The organism is Fangia hongkongensis FSC776 = DSM 21703 (assembly GCF_000379445.1).
Lineage (GTDB): Bacteria > Pseudomonadota > Gammaproteobacteria > Francisellales > Francisellaceae > Fangia > Fangia hongkongensis.
Genome location: NZ_KB902243.1, coordinates 1 through 21,594, shown reverse-complemented (window position 1 = coordinate 21,594; position 21,594 = coordinate 1). Strand labels below are relative to the sequence as shown.

Annotated in this window: 19 protein-coding genes and 1 tRNA gene; 10 read left to right on the top strand and 10 right to left on the bottom strand. The window is 38.6% G+C overall.

All coding sequences use genetic code 11. The features are described from left to right. Positions 1 to 8: 8 nt before the first annotated feature. Entirely contained in the window at positions 9 to 1,016 is a 1,008-nt protein-coding gene (cyoA, locus tag A37Q_RS14560; protein WP_018298928.1) for a ubiquinol oxidase subunit II, read from the bottom strand. A 274-nt stretch (positions 1,017 to 1,290) separates the two neighbouring features. Here cyoA and ndk point away from each other — a divergent pair, with 274 nt between their 5' ends. Beyond that, positions 1,291 to 1,716: a nucleoside-diphosphate kinase gene (gene ndk, locus A37Q_RS0103705; protein ID WP_018298927.1), complete on the top strand. Its 426-nt coding sequence runs from the start codon at positions 1,291 to 1,293 to the stop codon at positions 1,714 to 1,716. A gap of 278 nt (positions 1,717 to 1,994) precedes the next feature. Beyond that, on the top strand, positions 1,995 to 2,522 hold the full coding sequence (locus tag A37Q_RS0103700; protein ID WP_018298926.1) for a carboxymuconolactone decarboxylase family protein: 528 nt from the start codon (positions 1,995 to 1,997) through the stop codon (positions 2,520 to 2,522). Positions 2,523 to 2,525: 3 nt separating this feature from the next. Here the strand turns inward: A37Q_RS0103700 and A37Q_RS0103695 are convergent, their stop codons facing one another. Next, complete coding sequence (locus tag A37Q_RS0103695; RefSeq protein WP_018298925.1) at positions 2,526 to 4,001, bottom strand: CoA transferase; 1,476 nt, start codon at positions 3,999 to 4,001, stop codon at positions 2,526 to 2,528. 194 nt (positions 4,002 to 4,195) lie between these two features. Further along, the gene (locus A37Q_RS0103690; protein WP_018298924.1) at positions 4,196 to 5,515 is read right to left on the bottom strand and encodes a UDP-glucose dehydrogenase family protein; all 1,320 of its coding nucleotides are present in this window, start codon (positions 5,513 to 5,515) and stop codon (positions 4,196 to 4,198) included. Positions 5,516 to 5,676: 161 nt separating this feature from the next. On the opposite strand from A37Q_RS0103690, the gene A37Q_RS0103685 reads away from it, so the two are divergent. Together A37Q_RS0103685 and A37Q_RS0103680 are read left to right on the top strand one after the other, a co-directional pair. Then, a complete protein-coding gene (locus A37Q_RS0103685) occupies positions 5,677 to 6,087 on the top strand; it encodes a hypothetical protein (RefSeq protein ID WP_018298923.1) in 411 nt (136 codons plus the stop codon). Positions 6,088 to 6,102: 15 nt separating this feature from the next. Further along, positions 6,103 to 7,188, top strand: a complete 1,086-nt coding sequence (locus tag A37Q_RS0103680; RefSeq protein WP_018298922.1) for a methyltransferase — start codon at positions 6,103 to 6,105, stop codon at positions 7,186 to 7,188. On the opposite strand, the gene A37Q_RS0103675 is transcribed toward A37Q_RS0103680, so the two are convergent. From A37Q_RS0103675 to A37Q_RS0103650, 6 genes are all read right to left on the bottom strand, one after another. After that, positions 7,185 to 7,400 (bottom strand): hypothetical protein, encoded by a 216-nt coding sequence (locus A37Q_RS0103675; RefSeq protein ID WP_018298921.1) that lies wholly within the window; start codon positions 7,398 to 7,400, stop codon positions 7,185 to 7,187. The genes A37Q_RS0103680 and A37Q_RS0103675 overlap by 4 nt on opposite strands. 17 nt (positions 7,401 to 7,417) lie before the next feature. Further along, on the bottom strand, positions 7,418 to 8,101 hold the full coding sequence (ung, locus tag A37Q_RS0103670; RefSeq protein ID WP_018298920.1) for a uracil-DNA glycosylase: 684 nt from the start codon (positions 8,099 to 8,101) through the stop codon (positions 7,418 to 7,420). 4 nt (positions 8,102 to 8,105) lie between these two features. Then, complete coding sequence (locus A37Q_RS15770; RefSeq protein ID WP_018298919.1) at positions 8,106 to 8,603, bottom strand: SEL1-like repeat protein; 498 nt, start codon at positions 8,601 to 8,603, stop codon at positions 8,106 to 8,108. Between the two features lie 124 nt (positions 8,604 to 8,727). Further along, positions 8,728 to 8,803, bottom strand: a tRNA-Lys gene (locus A37Q_RS0103660). A 30-nt stretch (positions 8,804 to 8,833) separates the two neighbouring features. Continuing rightward, entirely contained in the window at positions 8,834 to 11,830 is a 2,997-nt protein-coding gene (locus A37Q_RS0103655; protein ID WP_018298918.1) for an FAD-binding and (Fe-S)-binding domain-containing protein, read from the bottom strand. Between the two features lie 82 nt (positions 11,831 to 11,912). After that, positions 11,913 to 13,157, bottom strand: coding sequence for a multidrug effflux MFS transporter (locus A37Q_RS0103650; protein ID WP_035404617.1), 1,245 nt, complete (start codon positions 13,155 to 13,157; stop codon positions 11,913 to 11,915). A gap of 144 nt (positions 13,158 to 13,301) precedes the next feature. Here A37Q_RS0103650 and A37Q_RS0103645 point away from each other — a divergent pair, with 144 nt between their 5' ends. The 5 genes from A37Q_RS0103645 (at position 13,302) to A37Q_RS0103625 (ending at position 20,507) form a co-directional block, all read left to right on the top strand. Beyond that, positions 13,302 to 13,910, top strand: a complete 609-nt coding sequence (locus tag A37Q_RS0103645) for a TetR/AcrR family transcriptional regulator (RefSeq protein ID WP_018298916.1) — start codon at positions 13,302 to 13,304, stop codon at positions 13,908 to 13,910. A gap of 138 nt (positions 13,911 to 14,048) precedes the next feature. Then, complete coding sequence (nhaA, locus tag A37Q_RS0103640; RefSeq protein WP_018298915.1) at positions 14,049 to 15,197, top strand: Na+/H+ antiporter NhaA; 1,149 nt, start codon at positions 14,049 to 14,051, stop codon at positions 15,195 to 15,197. A gap of 491 nt (positions 15,198 to 15,688) precedes the next feature. Next, entirely contained in the window at positions 15,689 to 18,379 is a 2,691-nt protein-coding gene (locus tag A37Q_RS14550) for an Rne/Rng family ribonuclease (RefSeq protein WP_018298914.1), read from the top strand. Positions 18,380 to 18,495: 116 nt separating this feature from the next. Then, positions 18,496 to 19,659 (top strand): aminotransferase class I/II-fold pyridoxal phosphate-dependent enzyme, encoded by a 1,164-nt coding sequence (locus tag A37Q_RS0103630; protein WP_018298913.1) that lies wholly within the window; start codon positions 18,496 to 18,498, stop codon positions 19,657 to 19,659. Positions 19,660 to 19,709: 50 nt separating this feature from the next. Next, positions 19,710 to 20,507: an amidohydrolase gene (locus A37Q_RS0103625; RefSeq protein WP_018298912.1), complete on the top strand. Its 798-nt coding sequence runs from the start codon at positions 19,710 to 19,712 to the stop codon at positions 20,505 to 20,507. Here A37Q_RS0103625 and A37Q_RS0103620 read toward each other — a convergent pair. Then, positions 20,504 to 21,154: a hypothetical protein gene (locus A37Q_RS0103620; protein WP_018298911.1), complete on the bottom strand. Its 651-nt coding sequence runs from the start codon at positions 21,152 to 21,154 to the stop codon at positions 20,504 to 20,506. The two genes, A37Q_RS0103625 and A37Q_RS0103620, sit on opposite strands and share 4 nt — an antisense overlap. 135 nt (positions 21,155 to 21,289) lie before the next feature. Between A37Q_RS0103620 and A37Q_RS0103615 the strand changes: the two genes are divergently transcribed. Then, the gene (locus A37Q_RS0103615) at positions 21,290 to 21,571 is read left to right on the top strand and encodes a transposase (RefSeq protein WP_018298910.1); all 282 of its coding nucleotides are present in this window, start codon (positions 21,290 to 21,292) and stop codon (positions 21,569 to 21,571) included. Positions 21,572 to 21,594: the final 23 nt, after the last annotated feature.

The following is a 21,594-nucleotide window of genomic DNA, read 5'->3' as shown; positions in this document are numbered from 1 at the left end:
AAATCGACTTAATGACTCATATGCATATGATGGTGCATCATCATGCCCGGTTTATAATCCGGCATCATATAGCTCATAACGACATCCTGGAACAAATTTTTATCTACAGTACCGTAGTAAGTAACAGGATTATCTATTGAACGCTTAACAAGGTGATCCCAGAAATAATTCCAAGTTAAATCTTTTTGACTTGCTTTCACCTGTTTTACCCATTTGTTAAAGCCTTCCTCAGAAGTTGCTTTAGCATAGAACTCCATATGCGCAAACCCAGTTCCCGTATAGTTTGCAGAGAAACCACGGTACTTGCCTTCATTGCTTGCTAACAAATGAAGCTGTGTTGTCATGCCAGTCATAGCATAGATTTGACCACCTAGTTGCGGAATGAGAAATGAGTTCATTGGCGCCGCAGAACTAATTTTGAAATTAATTGGTCTATGCGTTGGGATTTCAATATAATTCACTGTCGCAATTTTATACTCTGGATAGATAAACAACCACTTCCAGTCAAGTGCAATCACTTGAATTTCAACTGGCTTTTTATCTGAATCAAGCGGCTTATACGGATTCAGCTTATGCGTTGTCACCCAAGTCACAATCGCAAGAATCAAAATAATCACGCACGGGATTGCCCACCAGATTATCTCAAGCTTGGTACTATGTGACCATTCAGGTTTGTATTTTGAGTCTGTCGCAGAAGCGCGATAACGCCAAGCGAACCAGAGCGTTAGGAATATGACAGGGATTACAACAATAAGCATTAGCACTGTTGCAAAAATTAACAGTTTAAGCTCATAAGAAGCAACTGGCCCCTGTGGATCTATCATTCCCGAATCACACCCAGCTAAAAGCACTGTCGCAGGCAATAAAAAAAACGCCAATATTAGTGATTTAATATTGAGGCGTTTTCTCTTGTTGACATTTTCTGTAACAACGCTATTTGAGTGACGTTCACTAGATCTGGACAAGCCCAACAGTGACCTAGCTTTAGATACGAAAAAATATAAATATTTATTCATATTTTTGCTTTCCTTTTTCTTCTCATATATTAGTACACAGCTGCTCTGCGCAATAACGTATCCTACAGTATATACGTTTTTCTCAGAATAAAAACAGCTACGCGCACAAAAAGTGCTGCCATTCTAACGGATGAGAGAAAAAGTGTGAAGCAAAAACTTATCATAAAAACAACCATTTTCCATCAGAATAAAAACTTTGCAATTTTAGCGCTCATTTGTATAATCTCGAGCAATTAAAACTTTCCACCATATTAAATAAATTAGGAGAAATAATATGAGCAAGCAAAGAACCCTATCAATCATCAAACCAGACGCTGTTGCTAAAAACGTTATTGGTGACATTTATGCACGCTTTGAAAAAGCAGGCTTAGAAATTGTTGCTGCTAAAATGAAGCACCTTTCTGAAAAAGAAGCCGGTGAATTTTATGCTGTGCACAAAGAGCGTCCTTTCTATGCTGATTTAGTGAAGTTCATGATCTCAGGCCCTGTCATGATTCAGGTTCTAGAAGGTGATAACGCCATTAGCAAAAACCGTGAGCTTATGGGCGCAACCAATCCAAAAGAAGCAGAACCTGGCACAATTCGCGCAGATTTCGCTGACAGCATTGATGCAAATGCTGTTCACGGCTCTGATGCAGAAGAAACTGCAAAAGAAGAAATTGCATTTTTCTTCAGTGGCGCAGAGCTTTGCCCTCGTTAGTTAAGAGCAAAAACTTCATTATAGTCCCCACATTACTTTAAAAATGGCAAAGCAATTCCCAAAAAAAAATGGTGCTAAGCACCGCTGAGATTACTGCCACACTTTCCTCCAAAATCAAATTTGATACGTAAACATTGCCATCGTATTCGGCCGTTTGCATTTAATTACTTTTTTTAGTTATCAACCACTATTTGCCTTGGGGCATCTCTTCCGCCCTGCACAATACTTGAAATAGTGACAGCAAACACTATAGTTTTTAATGAAAAGTGGAGAAGAGTATGCAATCACGACTTAAAAGCATTTTAGAGGATAATCTTACTGCGCAACAAAAACAGCTACGTGACAGTATCTTAAAAAGCCGAGGAAATTTGGATGGTCCATTTTCTGCGTGGTTACTAAGCCCCAAGCTTGGCGAGAAAGCACAAGCCTTAGGAGAGGTATGCCGCTATCATACAAGTTTAAACCCTGAGGAGTCTGAGTTACTTATCTTAATTACGGCCAGTTTCTGGCAATGTAAAGGGGAATGGCAAATCCATCATCCCATTGCTCTACAAAGTGGACTATCAAACACTGTATGCAAGGCTCTTAAAGACGGCCTAACACCTGATTTTGCTAATGATCGCCAATTGCTTTTATATAAAATAGCCAAATCCACTTTAGATAAAACAGGCATAAGTGATATGCTTTATGCTCAATCGGCTGAGATTTTTGGTGAAAAAACGCTTGTTGAGATCATTGCCATTATTGGCTATTATTCATTGGTTGCATTTACGCTTAATGCTTTTAATATGCAAACAGATAAATGAAAGCTAACGCAATGTCATATCGCCTATTAGTTTTAGATGTTCAAAGCGCTTGGTTGGGTAATGAGGCGGATAACCTGGGTCGGCAACTCCATTCCAAACAGCCATATGCGTTCCAGGAGCCGTTCCTGTTATAGAGGAATAACAAGGCATATGAGAATAGTCAATTACAGGTTTTAGTCTAGTCAAAGTTCCTAATGGTCCAACCTGATCCACCAACCAATCCCTCATCTCACCTAATGAGCTATCTTTTTGCTCATCATAGCTAACATGCCCCTGCTCCATAACAAACATACATGTCCTTGCAAGTGAAACATCCACCTGCCAAGCACCTCCCTCTGAGAGCTGCTTATAAAGGGCTGCCAACACACCAATCGTACCTAGATATCCTGTTAGGTAATCATTCATATAGGCCGGGACTAATTGTGGACTGTCTATCCCTCCTCCTTGAAATGCTGCTGCACCTGTAACAGATTGGGCAAGCTGTTCAAATCCTCTTTTTTCAGCCCATGGTCCACTAAAGCCATATGCATTCATATGCACATGAATTAAATTTGGATTCAGTTTCAACACTCTTTCAATATCAAATCCCAAGTGTTTAAGTCCACCAAAACGATAGCCTGTAGAAAACACATTGCATTCACTTATAAGCTCTTCAAACCGCTCGTTACATCCCGCACGTGTAAAATCCATATAGCTATTCACTTTGCCGTAACTTGTTTCAATGTCAAATGGATAAATCAGATCCTGATAAGGGTGACGCAAATGTATCACACTTGCCCCATGGTCTGCCAACATTCTTGCCACAGTAGGTCCGGCCACCACTTTACTTAAATCAAGTACTTTAATACCTTCTAATAACCTTGATGCTTTTTTAATAGAAATAACTTCTGAGTCATGAATTTTGTTCAGTGTGATCACAGGTAACGCACTTAGCAGCTTCCCTTGATCATGTTCCAGCCACTCTGCTTTACTCCTAACCATCGCAACACATGCACCCAACTGAGACAATTCATGCTCCAGATCAAGCGCATTATACTGTTTGGTCGCTTTAGCAATTCTGTTATGATCATTAGGAACACCTAAATAATCTAGTACAATTTTCCGTAAATGTGGATAAGCCCCGTTATAGATAATTCTTCTGCTGTCTTTTGTTTCAAAAAAACCATTAATATCAGTATGTACTACGCGGATATCAAGCTGCCAATCATTTTGAAAATGCCAAGCTACGCTATTTAATGAATTTCCTGCATGGCGTCGATCTATAAATGCAGTTTGCTCTGGATGTCCAATTGCCTGACCGTATATGTTTGCTAGGTGCGCTAATGCAGCACATGACCCAGCAGCAACATCATCAACAGCGAATGCAGAACAAATCGCTGGAGCTCTTGTATTATCAATAGAAATTGAGTTACCAACTGGCTCACCCAAACCCACACCTTTCAAAATTGCATCATAGGTACTTTTTTGAATTTGATTCATTATCATCTCCTGAAAATCTCTGCAATAGCTGCTTAGACAAAAGCGATACATATCAACTAAAAATATTGACACTTAAAGCATAGAGCACAAAAGACATATATCAAGAACAGATAACGCCCTATAAAAAGATAAATTCAAAGAACTAAATCCTAGCAAATCATTGCAGGATAAGTTAAATGTTTGTGTTGCAGTCCTTAACGACCAATAGAAATATATTCAATGTCTAAATTAGCGAGCTGCTCCTTATCAAACAAATTCCTCCCATCAAAAATAAGTGGCGCACTCAGCCTTTTTTTAATCGCTTCGAAATCCGGACTGCGAAAGCTTTGCCACTCTGTGACAATAAATAATGCTTCACTTCCATCCAACGCATCATAGGCATCTTCTGTTAAAGTATAATTATTATTTCCCTGATAAGTATTTGCAAAACTTGCCATCGCCTCTGGATCATAAGCTTTGACTGTAACTCCGTGCTGCCACAGTTTTTCTATCAAAACACGCGCAGGCGCCTCTCTAATATCATCGGTATTTGGCTTAAATGAAAGCCCCCAAACAGCAACCGTCTTGCCTTTAATGTCGCCATTAAAATACTGGTAGAATTTATTAAAAAGCACTTCTTTTTGGTCGTCATTAACATCATGAACCGCCTGGAGTACGCGCGCCTGATAGTCATTCTCTAGTGAAGTTTGACTGAGCGCTCGAACATCTTTTGGAAAACAAGAGCCGCCATAGCCACAGCCCGCATAAATAAAATGATATCCTATACGTCTATCAGCGCCAATGCCAAGGCGTACTTTTTCAATATCAGCACCCACTCTCTCAGCAATCTGGCTCATTTCATTCATAAAACTAATTTTTGTTGCCAGCATTGCATTAGCGACATATTTTGTCATTTCCGCTGAGCGCACATCCATAATCATCAATCTATTTTTATTTGGATCAAATGGCGCATAAAGGAGCTTCATGACATTGGCTGCCTTTTCTGAATTTGCGCCAACAATAATTCTATCTGGGTGCATACAATCTGAAATCGCATCCCCTTCTTTTAGAAATTCAGGATTAGAAACAACATCAAAAGAAATAGATTTACCATGCTTCTTTAAAACTTCATTAATTTTTTCACTTACCTTATACTCAGTTCCAACTGGCACGGTGGATTTATTGACCACAACCTTATATTCATTCATATGCTCTGCAACCGTTGTTGCCACTTGAAGCACATACTGTAAATCCGCCGAACCATCTTCATCTGGTGGCGTTCCAACTGCAATAAATATAACTTCTGCATCTAAGATTGCTTGCTTGGGATCTGTGGTAAATTGAAGACGGTTTTTCTCAACATTCCTTTTAATCAAGGCATCTAGTCCTGGTTCATAAATCGGAGAGATTCCTTTATTTAAATTATCCACCTTTGTATGATCAACATCAACACAACAAACATGATTCCCCATCGCTGCAAAGCAGGTTCCTGTTACAAGCCCAACATAGCCTGTGCCAAAAATTGCAATCTTCATATAACCTACGTTTTTTATCCTACAAACTTGTCCAATCATATCAGAAAAATACGCCTACGACATTATTTGCATCCGAGGAATTTGTATACTCCTTATTGCCATTAATATTAAATTAGCTACAATCAAACACTGAAAAACAAAATACTACAGTGAGGAAATCGATGTCAGCATTACACAAAAGAATTTTATCGCTATTTATCATTCTTGCAGGAACAATCTTTATGACTGCCTGCTCAAGACTTGCCCCTATTAACAATATTCAAAATCAACCTGTGCCAAATGGTCTAACACAATCTGAGGTAAAAGATAGCATCTTAGCTGCTGGCAAGTATCGCGAGTTTAGCATGAGTCCGGTTTCAGATGGTGTGATTGACGGAACTTATACCTCTGGAAAGCATATGATCAAAGTTGAAATTGATTACTCAATCAGCAGTTACTCTATACACTACAAATCTTCACACAACATGCTTGCTGAAGGTGATATGATACATTATAACTATAACCGTTGGGTGAATAACTTAAACGCTGATATTCAAAGAGAGCTCAGCAAAACCGCTTTCAAAAAATCCTAAACTGCTCGCCAATCAATGACAAACCATACATCCTTCTATAATACACCCCATGATATCACCGCCTTTGAGGCAAAGTTTGAAGCATTAAAAATTGCCTTTTCACCTGTTATCTTTCAAAGCACCGTTTCACTTTTACGCCTTGGCATCCTTGCAAAACTAAATGAAGCTGGCGATGAAGGCCTCAGCGCACAAGAGATTGCCAAAGACATAGATATCAGTGTATACGGCATCAAGGTTCTACTTGATGCGGCTTTAAGTGCACATTTAGTTTGGCAAAAAGACCAACGCTATATCCTAGATAAAATTGGTCTGATGCTACTTTCTGACAAAATGGTACAGGTAAATTTAAATTTCATGCACGATGTCTGCTATCAAGGGCTTTTTTCACTGCAAGAATCCATTATAAATGGCAAGCCTGAGGGTTTAAAAGTCTTTGGAGAGTGGTCAACGATTTACCCTGCACTTTCCACATTGCCTGAGAAAGCCAAAAAAAGCTGGTTTGACTTCGATCACTACTATTCTGATAAGTCGTTTAAAACACTGCTCAATCTTGTCTTTGATGATATACCTGTTAACAGGCTCTTGGATGTTGGTGGAAACACAGGAAAATGGGCACTTCAATGCCTTCAGTATGATCCTAATGTTGAAATCACCATTGCTGATTTACCGGGACAAACTAAAGCTGCCCATGAAAACATTAACAAAGCTGGCTTTGCTGATCGTTTTCACAGTCATGAAGTAGACTTATTAACTGAAGAAAGCTCCCTACCAGATAATCATGATATTATCTGGATGAGCCAGTTTCTTGATTGCTTTAATGAACAACAAATTATCCAGATTCTTAAAAAAGCACATCAAGCAATGCGTTCAAATACAAAGCTCTATATTCTCGAGCTTTTCTGGGATCGCCAAGCCTTTGAGCCTGCTGCATTTTCAATTAACTGCACATCGCTATATTTTACCGCTATTGCCAATGGCAATAGTCGCATGTATCACTCAGAGGAATTTATCAAACTCATTCACCAAGCAAATCTGGTCGTCACGGAGCAACAAGATATGATTGGCCCTGGACACACACTTCTTATCTGCCAAAAAGCTTAAGCAGGGGCACAACGCCCACAAAGCCAAGGCTTTACTTGATTTGGCGAGTTTTGACATGCCGCCACTTGTTGCTCACAAGCACCTCGATCATGCATTCTCATACACTCTCCACCATTTGGACAATAATGATATGCACGCGGTGGTGGAGGATGAGAGGAACACCCTGCTAAAACCATTACAACAACTAAAAGTAAACTTACACGCTTTATCATATGACACTCCTTGAACATTAAGCCGTTATCTCTTCTTCAATCTGCCAATTAATGACTGAGAGCCCCTTCGCTTGCAAATAATTATTTGCTTTTGAGAAATGACCACACCCTAAAAAGCCCCTATGCGCTGACAATGGCGAAGGGTGCGGCGCTTTCAAAATCAAATGCTTCGCTGCATCAATTAATTTCGCCTTCTTCTGAGCATGTGCGCCCCACAGCATAAAGACAACACTTTCCTTTGTGTCACTTATTTTTTGAATCACTGTATCAGTAAATATCTCCCAACCAATATTCGCATGAGAATGTGCTTTATGCGCCTCAACCGTTAATACTGTATTTAATAGAAAAACGCCTTGTTTTGCCCAACTAGTTAAACAGCCATGAGGTGCTTTTTTAATATTAAGATCACCCTCAAGCTCTTTATAGATATTCAATAAAGAGGGCGGAACTGCAACATTCTTTTGTACAGAAAAAGCAAGGCCATGCGCCTGATTAACATTATGATAAGGATCCTGCCCCAAAATAACAACCTTAAGCTCTGACAGCGGACAATATTTAAAAGCGTTAAATACATCCTCCTTTTGAGGGTAAATAACTTTGCCTTTAGCACGCTGAAGATTAATGCATTCGATCACTTTTAAAAAGTAATCTTTTGTTTTTTCTGCCTGAAGAAGTGCTGACCAATCAGGGGATTTTGCCATCCAACTATCTCCTGTCTCTCAACTCATCAGCCATCCTAAACCATTCAGCCGCCATTTTATAATCACCTGTATTATAAGCATGCGTGCCTCTTTGTATTGCCTGCTTATTATAACTATTTTGCTGCAAGCCTAGATAGTACCAAAGCGCTGCGGTTCTGAGATCTTTTTTAACACCTTTTCCAAACTCATACAAATAGCCAATCACCAAGATTGCTTTTAAATCCCCACTTAATGCAAATGGTAAAAGTGCTTTATAACTTTGAAGGTAATTCTCTTTAGTGAACGCTTGGTAGGCTAAATCATATGGAATATGAACCACTTTCTCAGCGCGCGCCTTAAGCAGCATTTGTTGAGAGTCTTTGTGGAGCTCACTTTGGGATGTATCTAATTTTGCAATCCTTTCTTCATTGAAATGATGGTTTTCAACCATAATGCCTGCAAAAATAAAAATCAAAATAACTAAAATCACCCATAAAAAAGGACTTTTTTTCTTTTTTTGCAAAACGCAACCCTACAACACTATGCATAAGCTATATCATACTTGATGAGGCATAAAATAAAAAGAAATACCGAATGAAACAATAAAGAATTACTGGAAAAATATTTAAAACTAAAAATTGGAAAAGTGGTGGGTCGTGCAGGATTCGAACCTGCGACCAACTGGTTAAAAGCCAGCTGCTCTACCAACTGAGCTAACGACCCAACGAGAAGAAATTATAACGGCTCACATTCTCATTGCAAGCTATTTTTGATTAATTTATACAGGTACTCAAATGGATGATCAATCCTTATACCATCAAAACGCTTTACTTGTGAACGACAGGAAAAACCAGTTGCCAAAAACACCTTGCCTTTAGCTGCCTTTAGATGTGGTTGCCAGCTTTGTCCATAAATTATTTTTGACATATCATAATTTTCAACTTCATGTCCAAATGTCCCAGCCATGCCACAACAACCAACTTTTTCAATGCTAAGGTTTTGATTAAAGACCTTAAATATTTTTTGCCAAGCAACCATTGATACTGCTGCAAGCGCACGCTCAGAGCAGTGCGCCATTAGAAAAACTTCATTCACTGGAAGATCATAGTGTGACAGATCAATATTTGCGAGCTCTGTGACAAACCACTCTTGGAATAGCTGAACTTTAAAGGCATCTTTGCCTTTGGTGTATGGTTTATATTCATCTCGATAGGTTAATGTCATACTCGGATCAATGCCAATCATTGGGATGCCAGAATCGGCAACCTTTGTGAGCCATGAAATATTTCTTTTTGCCTGATTTTCAAATGCTGTTAAAAAACCCTTCACATGTTGTGGCTTGCCATTTTCATGAAATGGCAAGATTGCAACTTTATAGCCTAAGGCTTTTAAGAGCTGGTAGACGCTGTGAACCACACTTGCATCATAAAAGCTACTAAATGCATCTTGCACAATACAAACACGCTTTTCTCCTTTAGCTGAACCAAGAGATGCCACATTAGAAACAAACGCACTTTCCCCTTTAAGTTTTGCCTTTAAAGTAGGAGAAGACAACTTTGGCATATCAACCATATGCATCTTTTTTCTAATAAGGTGCTTTGCCAGCGACAAGCTTTGTACTTTATTAACAAATCTTGGCATATAACTTGTCAGCTTAGCAATTTTTTCACTGTTTTTAACCGCATAGTCCTTAAATGGCCTTTTATAGTGCGCATGATACCGTGAGAGAAATTTTGCTTTCATTGTAGGAATATCTACCTTAATCGGACAGGCTGTTGCACAGGCTTTACAGCCTAAACATTTATTTAAAGATTGATACACTTCAGAGGAGAAATTACTTTTTTCTGTCCCTGATATTTCCCTTCCTTTCGATCCTCTCTCTGCTGAAAACATCATATTATTTTCAGATAACTGTCTTAACCACTCTCTTAAAAGAATACTTCTGCCTTTTGGTGAGTTAACCCAATCCCTTGATGCCTTTGCTGAGGGACACATAACATGATTGACATCATAATTTAAGCACGCAGCATTACCATTACAGTTAAATGCGCCAGAGTAAGCATCACGCAGATCTTGTTTAACTTTATCATCTTGAATACCTCGAAAAGGCCCATCTACCTTAACCAGCTCCTCTACACTTTGAAAAGGCGTTACAATCTTGCCGGGGTTTAGTTGATTATAAGGATCAAATGCCTTTTTAATCTTGCTTAACGAGTCATTTAATCGCTCACCAAAATACTCTTTAACATATTCACTTCGAAAGCCCTTTCCATGTTCCGACCAATATACACCGCCATATTTTCTGACAAGTTCATTTACTTTATAGGTCAGCTCAACAACCAGTTTTCGATCTGTTTGTGAATTCATATCTAGCGCTGGCCTCATATGCAAACAACCAACATCAACATGACCAAACATACCATATTTCAGATTATAACTATCAAGAAGTGCTCTTAGCTCAACAATATATTCAGCTAAATTCTCAGGAGGAACCGCGGTATCTTCCATAAAAGGAACAGGCTTTCTATGCCCTGCCATTGCCCCTAAAAGCCCTACCCCTTTTTTGCGCAAATCCCATAGTTTTTCAATTTCACTTTCTGTATCAGCAATATAAAATGCCTCTTGTGTGTTTTTAAGCGCCACCTTCAAAGCATCTGTTTGCTCATTTAAAAGAGAATCAGAACCCGCGATAAACTCAACAAGATTAATTGCTTTGACATCAACAGCAGAATCAATCTCAATCATATGCGCTATGCTTGGATAAATCTCATCTTTTTTTGCCAACATCAAAATATTATCATCCACCGTTTCAATTGCAGCAGGATCATAGGATAAAAGCTTTTTTGCATCCAACAGTGCACGCTCAAAACTTGTGTAACTAATGGCAAAAAGGCGTTTTTTCTTTGGTAATTCAGTCAGTTTTAGCTTTAACGCTGAAATATATACAAGCGTACCCTCTGATCCTGAGATCAGATAACTTAAATTAAGTATTTTTTTGTCTTTATCATAGCATTTTGCAAGGTTATAGCCTGTCATAAAGCGATCAAGCTTTGGAAACTGCGCTTCAATTAAATCATACTGCTCAACAACCTCCCTTTGAACTGTATCGTAAATATGTTGGATAAACTGCCCATCTTCAATTTGCTCACTTAAATGATCTAGTGGCAATGGTTTTGTTGTTATGGACTGCCCATTACTTAAAATACATTCAAGCTCTAGAAGGTGCTCACTTGTCCTACCGTAAATACGAGAGCCTTTCCCACAGGCATCTGTGCTTGCCATGCCACCGATGGTCGCCCGATTACTCGGTGATAAACTTGGTGCAAAAAAAAGACCCTTTTCTTTAAGTTTGTCATTTAATTGATCTAGCACGACACCCGGCTCAACAATCGCGTAGCGCTCTTTTTCATTAATCTCAAGAATATTATTTAAATAACGTGTACTATCAACTAGCACACCTGAGCACAAAGACTGTCCATTTGTCCCAGTCCCAGCACCTCTTGCACTAAAGCGTATCTCTGAAAATGCTTTTTCTCCAGCCAATGCAAAAATACATTTAATATCATCTGTGGTTTTTGGAAACAGCATTAATGCTGGAACAACTTGATAAATACTATTATCAACGGCTCCTGCCATTCTTGAGGCATAATCCTGTTGAATGTCGCCGCGAAAGCCATTTCCTTTTAATTCTAAAATAAATTGCTCATAGATATGATCGAGCTTTCCTAATTGAGATAACCTGGGCAGCATTAAAATACCTTATTATTTAACCGCAAAAACAGTATAACTTCCCTAAAGTATTTTACAAAGCTTCTCAGAGTTCTTTATAGCCTCAAGCTTTTGAAGCTGCCAAGACGTCTCTTTTTGAAAAGACAGTATAATAGAATAATAAAAGCGCACTGACAGAGCAACATACAAGAATAATAGCAAGACTCATCACTGTTGCTGCAACCAAAGATGCAATCATACTAATCAGAAAAAGACTAAACATTTGTAAAAACCCATACATCGCACCAGCAGAGCCTGCCAAGTGTTTAAAAAAGCTAAGCGCTGTTCCAACTGCAACAGGGCTGACTAAAGAGCTTCCCATTGAATATAAGCTAATGCAAATAATTAAATTATAGGCATTAGAAGCACCTGTCAGCACAGTAAAAAGCAATAGAAAACTTGCAAAAACTGTCATCACAAGCCCTGTCATCATTGTCTTTTTCGCACCAAATCGCGGTAATGACACAATAGACATATAAAGCCTTGCAACAAACGCACAACCAATAATCAAAAGTGATATCAGACCAAAACTTTGCGCAGAAAAGCCCAATTTTTGAATGAAAATAAATGGTCCTATCGTGTAAAATACGACTATTCCTGAGAGGCCTGCAACCATACAAAGCGTATAGACAATAAATTCCATATGTGTCAGTATTTCCTTATAATTCTTTCTAAGATGTGTCAACTTAAGTGCATCTTCATTTCGCCGATCTTTTCTGTGCGTCTCAGGCAGCACAAAGATAATTAACAATATCAGACACACAATGAATATCAGCATGACAAGAAAGGTTACACGCCAGCTCGTATAGGTTTCAATAATACCACCTAATAGTGGTGCAGTTGATGGCGCCAACATAAAAAACAAACTTAGCCAACCAACAATTTCAACAAATTTCTCTTTAGAGGCCGAGTCTTGAATAATGGTTCTTGATAAACTCATAAGCGCCCCTGCCCCAAGGCCTTGGAAAATACGCCCTAAAAGCAAAAATTCAATATCCATTGATAACAAACAAATTAAGCTACCGACACAATAGAATGTCGCCCCAACAAGCAAAATAGGCTTTCGTCCATATTTATCTGATGCTGGACCGTATAACAGCTGAGAGATGGCCAATGTCACCAGAAAAAAAGGAATGCTTAAACGCACCAATGCATTTGAGCTGTTAAAATCTGACACAATGCTTGGCATACTTGGCACATACATATCTGCCGCCAAAAAATAGCTAAATGCAATCAGAATACCAATGGCACAAATAGCCCAAAGCCCTTTGGATTCGATGTTTTTCATGATTTTTTCTTGTATTGTCATATCCCACCACACAAACTGAACAATTGTTCTATAATTTATCACATATTGATCGAATGTTCAATCTAGTTATTCATAAATAGTCATTTGGTTGATTTTCTGCTAGTGTAATTAATTATAGACTCGATTACCTTTACTGACCCCCATATGGCAAAGGATACTGTGAAATCAAAAAATGGTTATGAGCGTATTATTCGTGCGGCCAAAAAATTATTTGTCAAAAATGGCTTTAGTGGCACCTCGTTAAGAGATGTTTCAACCAAAGCTAACGTGCCAGTGTCGCTGATTTATCATTATTTTGACAATAAAGTGCACCTATGGAAGGCTGTTAAGTTAGCTTTTTTAAAAGAAAGCGGATGGCAGCAGCATACCGATTTGGAAAAAGGGAAAAATTTTGAGGAATTTTTAAGCACATTTATTCACGGACGCTTACAGGTTTTGTCTGATCACCCAGAGCTTGTGCGCATTTTTGACTGGCAACGAATGGAGAGTAATCAAGCCGAACTTGTTGGCGTTAATACACCACACTCACCAGAGCAATGGAAAAGCATTATTGATTATATTCAATATTACCGCGGCCAAGGAGAGCTTCCAGAGAGTCTAAGCGATGATCATATGATGAGCCTGTTATTTGGGCTTCTTATCGGTCCATTTGTTAAAACAGGAAGTGCTTATTTCGCTAATAATGAAGCGCAAAAGCAATACGCCGAGAGCATCCACTATATGCTGCTTAGCATCATTCAAAAATATAGGTAAATTTCACAAAACTAAAGTAAAACAGAAACACTAAGAAGTAGCTTGTGATTGGTTGATAACGCCTTATCAATGGTATAAGCCAATTGCATAATTTAATAACTTCTTTAATATATGCTTAAATAACGAGCGGGAGAATCGATGAGTAAGCAAAAAAAATTAAATATTGAAGTCATTGGCGGGATAATTCTTTTTAGTGCTGCCGTACTTGCAATTATTGTCAACAACTCGGGTTTAAGCAGTTATTATCGCTTAATTGAAAGCGCTTATGCAGGAATTACAATTGGTGATTTCGCACTCCAAAAAACGCTGCTTCACTGGGTGAATGATGGCTTTATGGCACTTTATTTTTTATTGGTTGGCCTTGAGATTAAGCGTGAATTTGCCGGCGGGACACTGTCTAATAAATCAAGTGTAATTATCCCGGCTGTGGCTGCGCTTTTTGGCTTACTTATTCCCGCTGCGATCTATGCCATACTCAACACATCACACCCAGATTTTATGAAAGGTTGGGCGATTCCAACAGCAACTGATATTGCTTTCACCCTTGGCATTATAGCGCTCCTTGGCTCTCGTGTTCCAACGTCGCTTAAAATTTTAGTGACGACCATTGCTATCTTTGATGATATCGCTGCAATTTTAATCATTGCTGTTTTCTACACAAGCAGCCTTTCATTTGCCTCCCTTCTAAGTGCTTTTATCTGTCTTATTATTTTAATTATATTTAATCGACTGGGTATTAAGAAACTTGCGCCTTACATACTCGTTGGCTTTATCATGTGGTTTTGTGTATTAAAATCTGGCGTTCATGCAACGCTTGCTGGTGTTGCACTTGCTATGTGTATTCCGCATAGTGAAAAAAACTCACCGCTTTTAAAACTGGAACATGGACTTAATCCGTGGATTATTTTCTTTGTACTACCACTATTTGCCTTCTCTAATGCTGGAATCAGCTTCCAAGGAATGAGCATCAGTATGCTTTTTCACCCTATCTCAATTGGTATTATCCTTGGACTTTTTATTGGTAAACAAGTGGGAATCTTCCTCTCACTTTATCTCTTTAGCAAAACAAAATTCTTTGCAATTGGGAAAAATTTATCCACAGCACAGCTCTATGGAATAGGACTTGTGTGCGGAATTGGCTTTACCATGAGTCTTTTCATTGGCACACTTGCCTTTAGTACTTCAGCTGAGTATATGAACCTTGTTAAAATTGGCGTATTAGGTGGCTCACTTCTTTCGGGGCTTGTTGGCTATTTTGTCCTTCGTTTTGCCGCTACCAAAGCCTAAAAGCCTCTCTCAAAAGTTTATTACGCCCCTTCTTTTATTCATTGTTCTTTTTTGCTACAATAGACAGGTTTTTGACAAGCGTAACAAAAGCTCGTTAGAGATACTGAACAAATATGCACTAGGAAAGCACGACACTTGATAAGTTGTTTTGCATGTAGCACATGCGGTCAAGGCAAAGGAGAAACTATTACTCAACCTTACCCCACTTGCAACCTAGTCAGCACATAAAAATTATACACTAAAGGTGTTATGTGCTTTTGAGATACAAAATTTTTTGTGCTCTTTGCAAACTTAGTAATGCAAATAGCATAGTTTTATACAGAAACAATATATGAATGACATAAAGCTTAATAATAACTATAACAATATAGCCGGCCTTTTAGGTGTTTTAATTAGCACAGGCTGGCTTTTATCATTAAAATGTCCATATAATCTTCCTCAAAAGTTCATCGAACACCTTTTAAATATCAATTTAAGAGGAAATAAATCCAATGAAGAAAATGTTAATCAATGCGCGTCAAGCAGAAGAGACGCGTATTGCCATAGTTAAGGATAATCAACTCATCGATTTAGACATTGAGAGTGTTGATAGAGAACAAAAAAAATCTAATATCTATAAAGCAAAAATCTCACGCATTGAGCCAAGCTTAAATGCAGTATTTGTCAACTACGGTGAAGATAAAAATGGCTTTTTGCCCTATAAAGAAATCTCACCTGAGTACTTCAAAAATGTTGAGAAAGATCAAAATACACCGCTGAATGAACTTCTCGATGTTGGTCAAGAACTTATTGTCCAAATTGCAAAAGAAGAACGTGGCTCTAAGGGTGCAGCGCTTACAACTTATATCACACTTGCTGGCTGTTATATGGTGCTTATGCCAAATAACCCAAGTGCTGGTGGTATTTCTCGCCGTATTGAAGGGGATGAAAGAAGAAAACTAAAAGCACTATTTGATTCCTTAACTATTCCAAAAGAGATGGGTGTGATTATCCGTACAGCAGGCGTGGATCGCTCAGCAGAAGAAATACAAGCCGATTTAGATACACTTGTAAACTTGTGGGAAGCGATAAAGCGTATTTCTTATCAAAGAAAAGCACCTTTTTTAATTCACAAAGAAAGTGATATTACCATTCGCGCTATTCGCGACCATTTAAAAGAAGATATCGAAGAGATTGTTATTGATGCTGAAGAAGCACATGATGATCTAAAACGTCAATTGGCTATGCTTCGCCCACACTTTACTGAGCGTTTATCTCTTTATGCAAAAGATTTGCCATTATTTAACGCACATCAAATTGAAAAACAAATTGAAAGTGCATTTAAACGTGAAGTGCATTTGCCATCAGGTGGCTCAATTGTTATTGACACCACAGAAGCACTCACTGCTATTGACATCAACTCTGCACGTGCAACTAAAGGTGACAATATTGAAGAAACTGCGCTTGCTACAAACCTTGAAGCAGCAGTTGAAATTGCAAGACAACTTCGTTTACGTGATTTAGGTGGCTTGGTCGTTGTTGATTTTATTGATATGTCTTTCTTTCCAAACCAAAAGGCTGTTGAGCAACAATTGACAGAAGCTTTGATACAAGATCGCGCAAAAATTCAAATGACGCGCATCTCAAAATTTGGTCTTGTTGAAATTTCAAGACAACGTTTGCAAGCATCTCTTGGTGAGTCAGTTATGCATGCCTGCCCTCGCTGTCAGGGTCATGGGTTTATTCGCTCGGTGCCGTCTTTAGCATTATCGATTATTCGCAACATTCGCGCTGAAGCTTTAAGAGAAAAAACCAACGAAATACGTGTTCAACTCCCTGTTGATATTGCGACTTTCCTTCTCAATGAAAAACGTGATGAAATCTATAACATTGAGCAAAGCACCAATGTGAAAGTGCTTTTGATCCCCAATGCCAATTTACAATCCCCTCATTTCAATATCCAACGCATCTGGGGCGATGTTTACAATGCCAATAGAACAAGCTTTGATTTAATTGAAAAGGAAAAAGACGTTGCTATTTATAAGGCGCCAAAAGCTGATAAATCCAAGCAACCAGCATTGAAATCTGCACAGCAGCATAACAACAATAATGCAAATAGAAACACACAGCGCACTGACAATGCAAAACCAAACACAGGCAATAAAAATGCCTCTCAAAATAATCGCACTCAAAAGCCTGTGAGCAAAAAACAAGAACCTGTGAAAAAAGGGTTTTGGGCAAAGGTTCAATCATTTTTCTTTAGTGAATCTGAGAAGGAAACAATAACTAGCCATCAAAGAAAGCCTGAGCAACATAAATCTGGACAAGCTAATCGCAATCAGCAACAAAAGCAAAAACGTCCAAATCAGTCCAATCAACAAAATAGATCACGTACTCAAGATCGCCCTGATAGGCAAGAGCGTCCAGATACCAAAAAAGAGAACGTTTCAAACAATCGAACTCGTGATAACAACAAGAATCAAAACCGCGATAATAATAACCGTAACCAACGTAGAGATAATAACTACAATGCAAATGGCTCAGATTCATCGCGCAATGACTCTCGTAATAACAGAAATAATCGCTCACGTCAGCAACACTCTGGTTCTCGTTTGCAGGTGCACCAAAGTGAAGAGCTTATTGATATCAATAACTTAAAGCAAAGCTCGCCAGAAGCTGTAAAAGCAGCAAAAGAAAAAGCGCTAATGAAAACAATCTCTACCACGCCTGAGGAAAAAATTTCAGTAATGGTAAAAGAAGTGCTCTCTCAAGCACCTTCATTGGCAAGCGATAATGCTGTACAAGTTGAAACAGCAACCAGTGGCAAAAAAGTTAAATACTTAAACTTTGAAGTTGTCACGCTGGATAAAGAGAAGTCATTAGAGGCAAAAAATAACACCCCTAAAGCTTCTTCACGTTCAGATAAAAAAGCAGACGGCGTAATAAATCCTACTGAGGCAGTTGAAGTAGTTGTTGAGGAAACTCAAATAGAGCTTAATGTAGAGATTGAAAGCCCAGAGCAAAACAAAGCAGAAGAAAAAATACAAGCTGAAGCGAAAAAGCCGCGTCAAAAGCGCCCGCGCAAAGGCAGTCATGTAACTTACTCACCTGCAGTGGATACAAGCTCACAGGGCTATGTTAGCGTTCAAGTGACTAAAGAGGCGCCTAAAAAATCACAAAAGTCAGAATCTACCAGCGCTTAATACTTCTTAGTTTCCTGTGAAAGCGGGAATCTTTTTATAATCCTTGTCTTTAGCTTGCTTTTTACTAGCAAGCTCACTTATGCTATCTAGATGCAAATACAATTCCATTTCTATCTATGATTCAGGCGAAATCTTATCTTGACACTTCCCCCTCTATTTTTGGCTATATGTCAGCACTTGCTAAAGAGCATAATGCCATTAACCTTACCCAAGGCGCTCCTGACTTTAAAACCCCTGAATGGCTGATTGAGCGCTTTAACTATTATGCAAAAAAGGGCTTTAATCAATACTCTCCTATTCCAGGGGCCACCGAGTTAAAAAAAGCCATCGCTCATCAGGTTCAGCGTAACTATGATGTATCTTTAGACTCAGATGATAACATCATGATCACCTGTGGTGCTGTAGAGGGCATTTTTTCAGTTTTAATGGCGTATGTACAAAAAAATGAAGAAGTTATTTACTTTGACCCTGCATTTGATGCTTATCCTTGTATCGTCAATATGATTCAAGGTATTAGTCGTAGATTAGATCTCAAAGATAATGGACAAATTGATATCGCCGCAATTGCCAATGCAATTAATGACAAGACACGTGTCATTATTCTCAACTCCCCCCATAACCCTATGGGCAGTGTGATCACTAAAGAAGAGTATCAAGAGATTGCAAAATTAGTTAAAGGAAAAGATATTCTTGTCTTGAGTGATGAAGTATATGAGTATATTTATCAAGGCGAGCATTTTACAAGTGCACTTGAAGTAGAGGAACTCAAAGATCAACTGGTTGTTGTTCAATCGTTGGGTAAAACTTATAACACAACCGGCTGGCGTGTTGGAACTTGCATTGCACCAAAGGCAATTTTGCCTCATCTGTTGGCGGTAAAGCAGTTTACCAGTTTTTGCGCACCCAATCCTATTCAACTTGCCTTTGCTGATGGTATTAATCAACATCCAGAATATGAGAAAAACCTGCCAAGATTATATCAGCAGCAGCGCACAAAATTTGTAGATACGCTAAAAGACTCTCAATTCAAAGTGCTTCCATGGCAAGGCTCTCCTTTTCAAATGCTTGATTACAGCCACCTATCAGATGAGAATGATCTTACCTTTTGCACACGTCTGATCAAAGAGTATGGCATTGGGCTTGTGCCTATTTCTTCACTATATGAAACAGCTAAACATGGCTTAGTGCGTGTTTGCTTTGCTAAATATGATGATGTTTTATTGGACGGCGCCAAAAAATTATGCTCAATTCCAACAACAAAATCGATAGAAATAAGTTAATCCACTCTAAACAAGTAGCAAAAAGATAACATATAAAAGGGTCATTTATTATGTCCAACCTAACTGTAGCGGTTATTCAATCTGATATCACATGGGAAAATAAAGAGAAAAACTACCAACACTTTGCCGAGCAAATAAAGGCAGTTGATGATAGCGTTGATCTCATTGTTTTACCTGAGATGTTTAATGTTGGTTTTAGCGCAAATATCAAAGCCGCACTCACTGAAAAAGAAGAGATCATCAAGTGGATGCAAACCCTTTCAAAACAAAAAAAAGCGGCAATTATCGGCAGCGTGATGACGCTAAATGACTCTAACCAACCTGTTAATAGACTCTATTTTGTCAATGAAGATGGTGAAATACATTACTATGATAAGCGCCACTTATTTGTGTTATCAGATGAAGCAAAGTGCTTAACAGCTGGTAATGAGCGAGTAATTGTAAAATATAAAGATTTTCGTATTTTGCTAAGCATTTGTTTTGATCTTCGCTTCCCTGTTTTTAACTGCAATCAAAAAGACTATGACTTACTTGTTAACATTGCCAGCTGGCCAGCTTCAAGGGCTGATCATTGGCGCACACTTGCCAAAGCACGCGCTATTGAAAACCAGTCATATGTTGTCACCTGTAACCGAATTGGTAAAGATGGCAATAATCTTGAGTATTCAGGCGACAGCTTATGCATTCATTTTGATGGAGATATTAAGCAAGATATTCCTAAAAATACCCCTGGCATTTTACTACATACCTTTGAAAAAGCACCTCTAGATGAATATCGCCAAAAATTTCGTGTTCTTGATTCACAAGATAAATTTGAATTGACTATGAAGCACTGCGAAGCGCATTAGAAATTTCTTATTCCCCAGCTTGGGTTTAAGCTCACTTTAAATCCATTTCTTTTAAGTTTTTCAATATAGCTTTTGAGCTCACTTTGATTATTTAACACACTAAACTCACAACCATCTTGAGCCCTTATATCTGGCATAAAACACGCTAAAGGAAAGTCAATATCACCATAGGGGTTACCACAATAATCGCTGTGCATAATTACAGGGTTGTCAGGCCCAAGTCTTTGGTTTAGCTCCCTAACCACCTTATGTACACCATGAGAAATGTTACCCAACTCAGCATTCTCAAACCTTGCAGAGTCATCATTTTTTTCTTGCCTACTTGCATAAATGAACCCTGCTTTTTGTGCACGATGTCTAATACCACCGGCAATATTTGGACCTAACACTCCTCGCAGTGGCATTGGTCTATCATTAATACCGGTTATTGATGAAGTGATATGTGGGAAAATACCCCAAAGATCATAATCACCACAAACCGCATCTAAATATGACTGGGCTATAGCTTTTTTGTTTTTCTGCGGATTAACAAGTACGCATACCGGCATATGTTGGATATTTTTAGCTCTCATCACACTTTGTATGTTCAGCGGAATATTTGACCCACTGCCATAACATACTTGGTAGCGATCTTCCTTTTTACGCAAAGTAAATGACTGTAATGTTCCTTTAGGATCTTCAGCTGTGATGTTAATACAATTTGTGATACCAATAATGGAGTGGTTACACTTTTACGGACAGCTAATTACGTAGTAACCTGTTAAAAAAGTTAGGACTGTCCAATGAACAAACNACCATACGACACATACACAGAAGAGTTTAAGAAATCATCAGTTGATTTAGCCTTAGAGAATGATCAACCTTATGCACAAACAGCCAGAGAGTTGGGCGTGAAGCCAAGTACTTTTTATACCTGGATTGAGCGTTACTCACCAAGTAAAGAAGGCGGCTCAGATAATATGGAAGGCGAGCTTAAAAAGCTACGCAAAGAAGTCACAAAGCTAAAGATGGAGCGTGACATATTAAAAAAAGCAGCAGCGTACTTTGCCAAACACACAAAGTAAAGTACGCTTGGATACGAAGACAC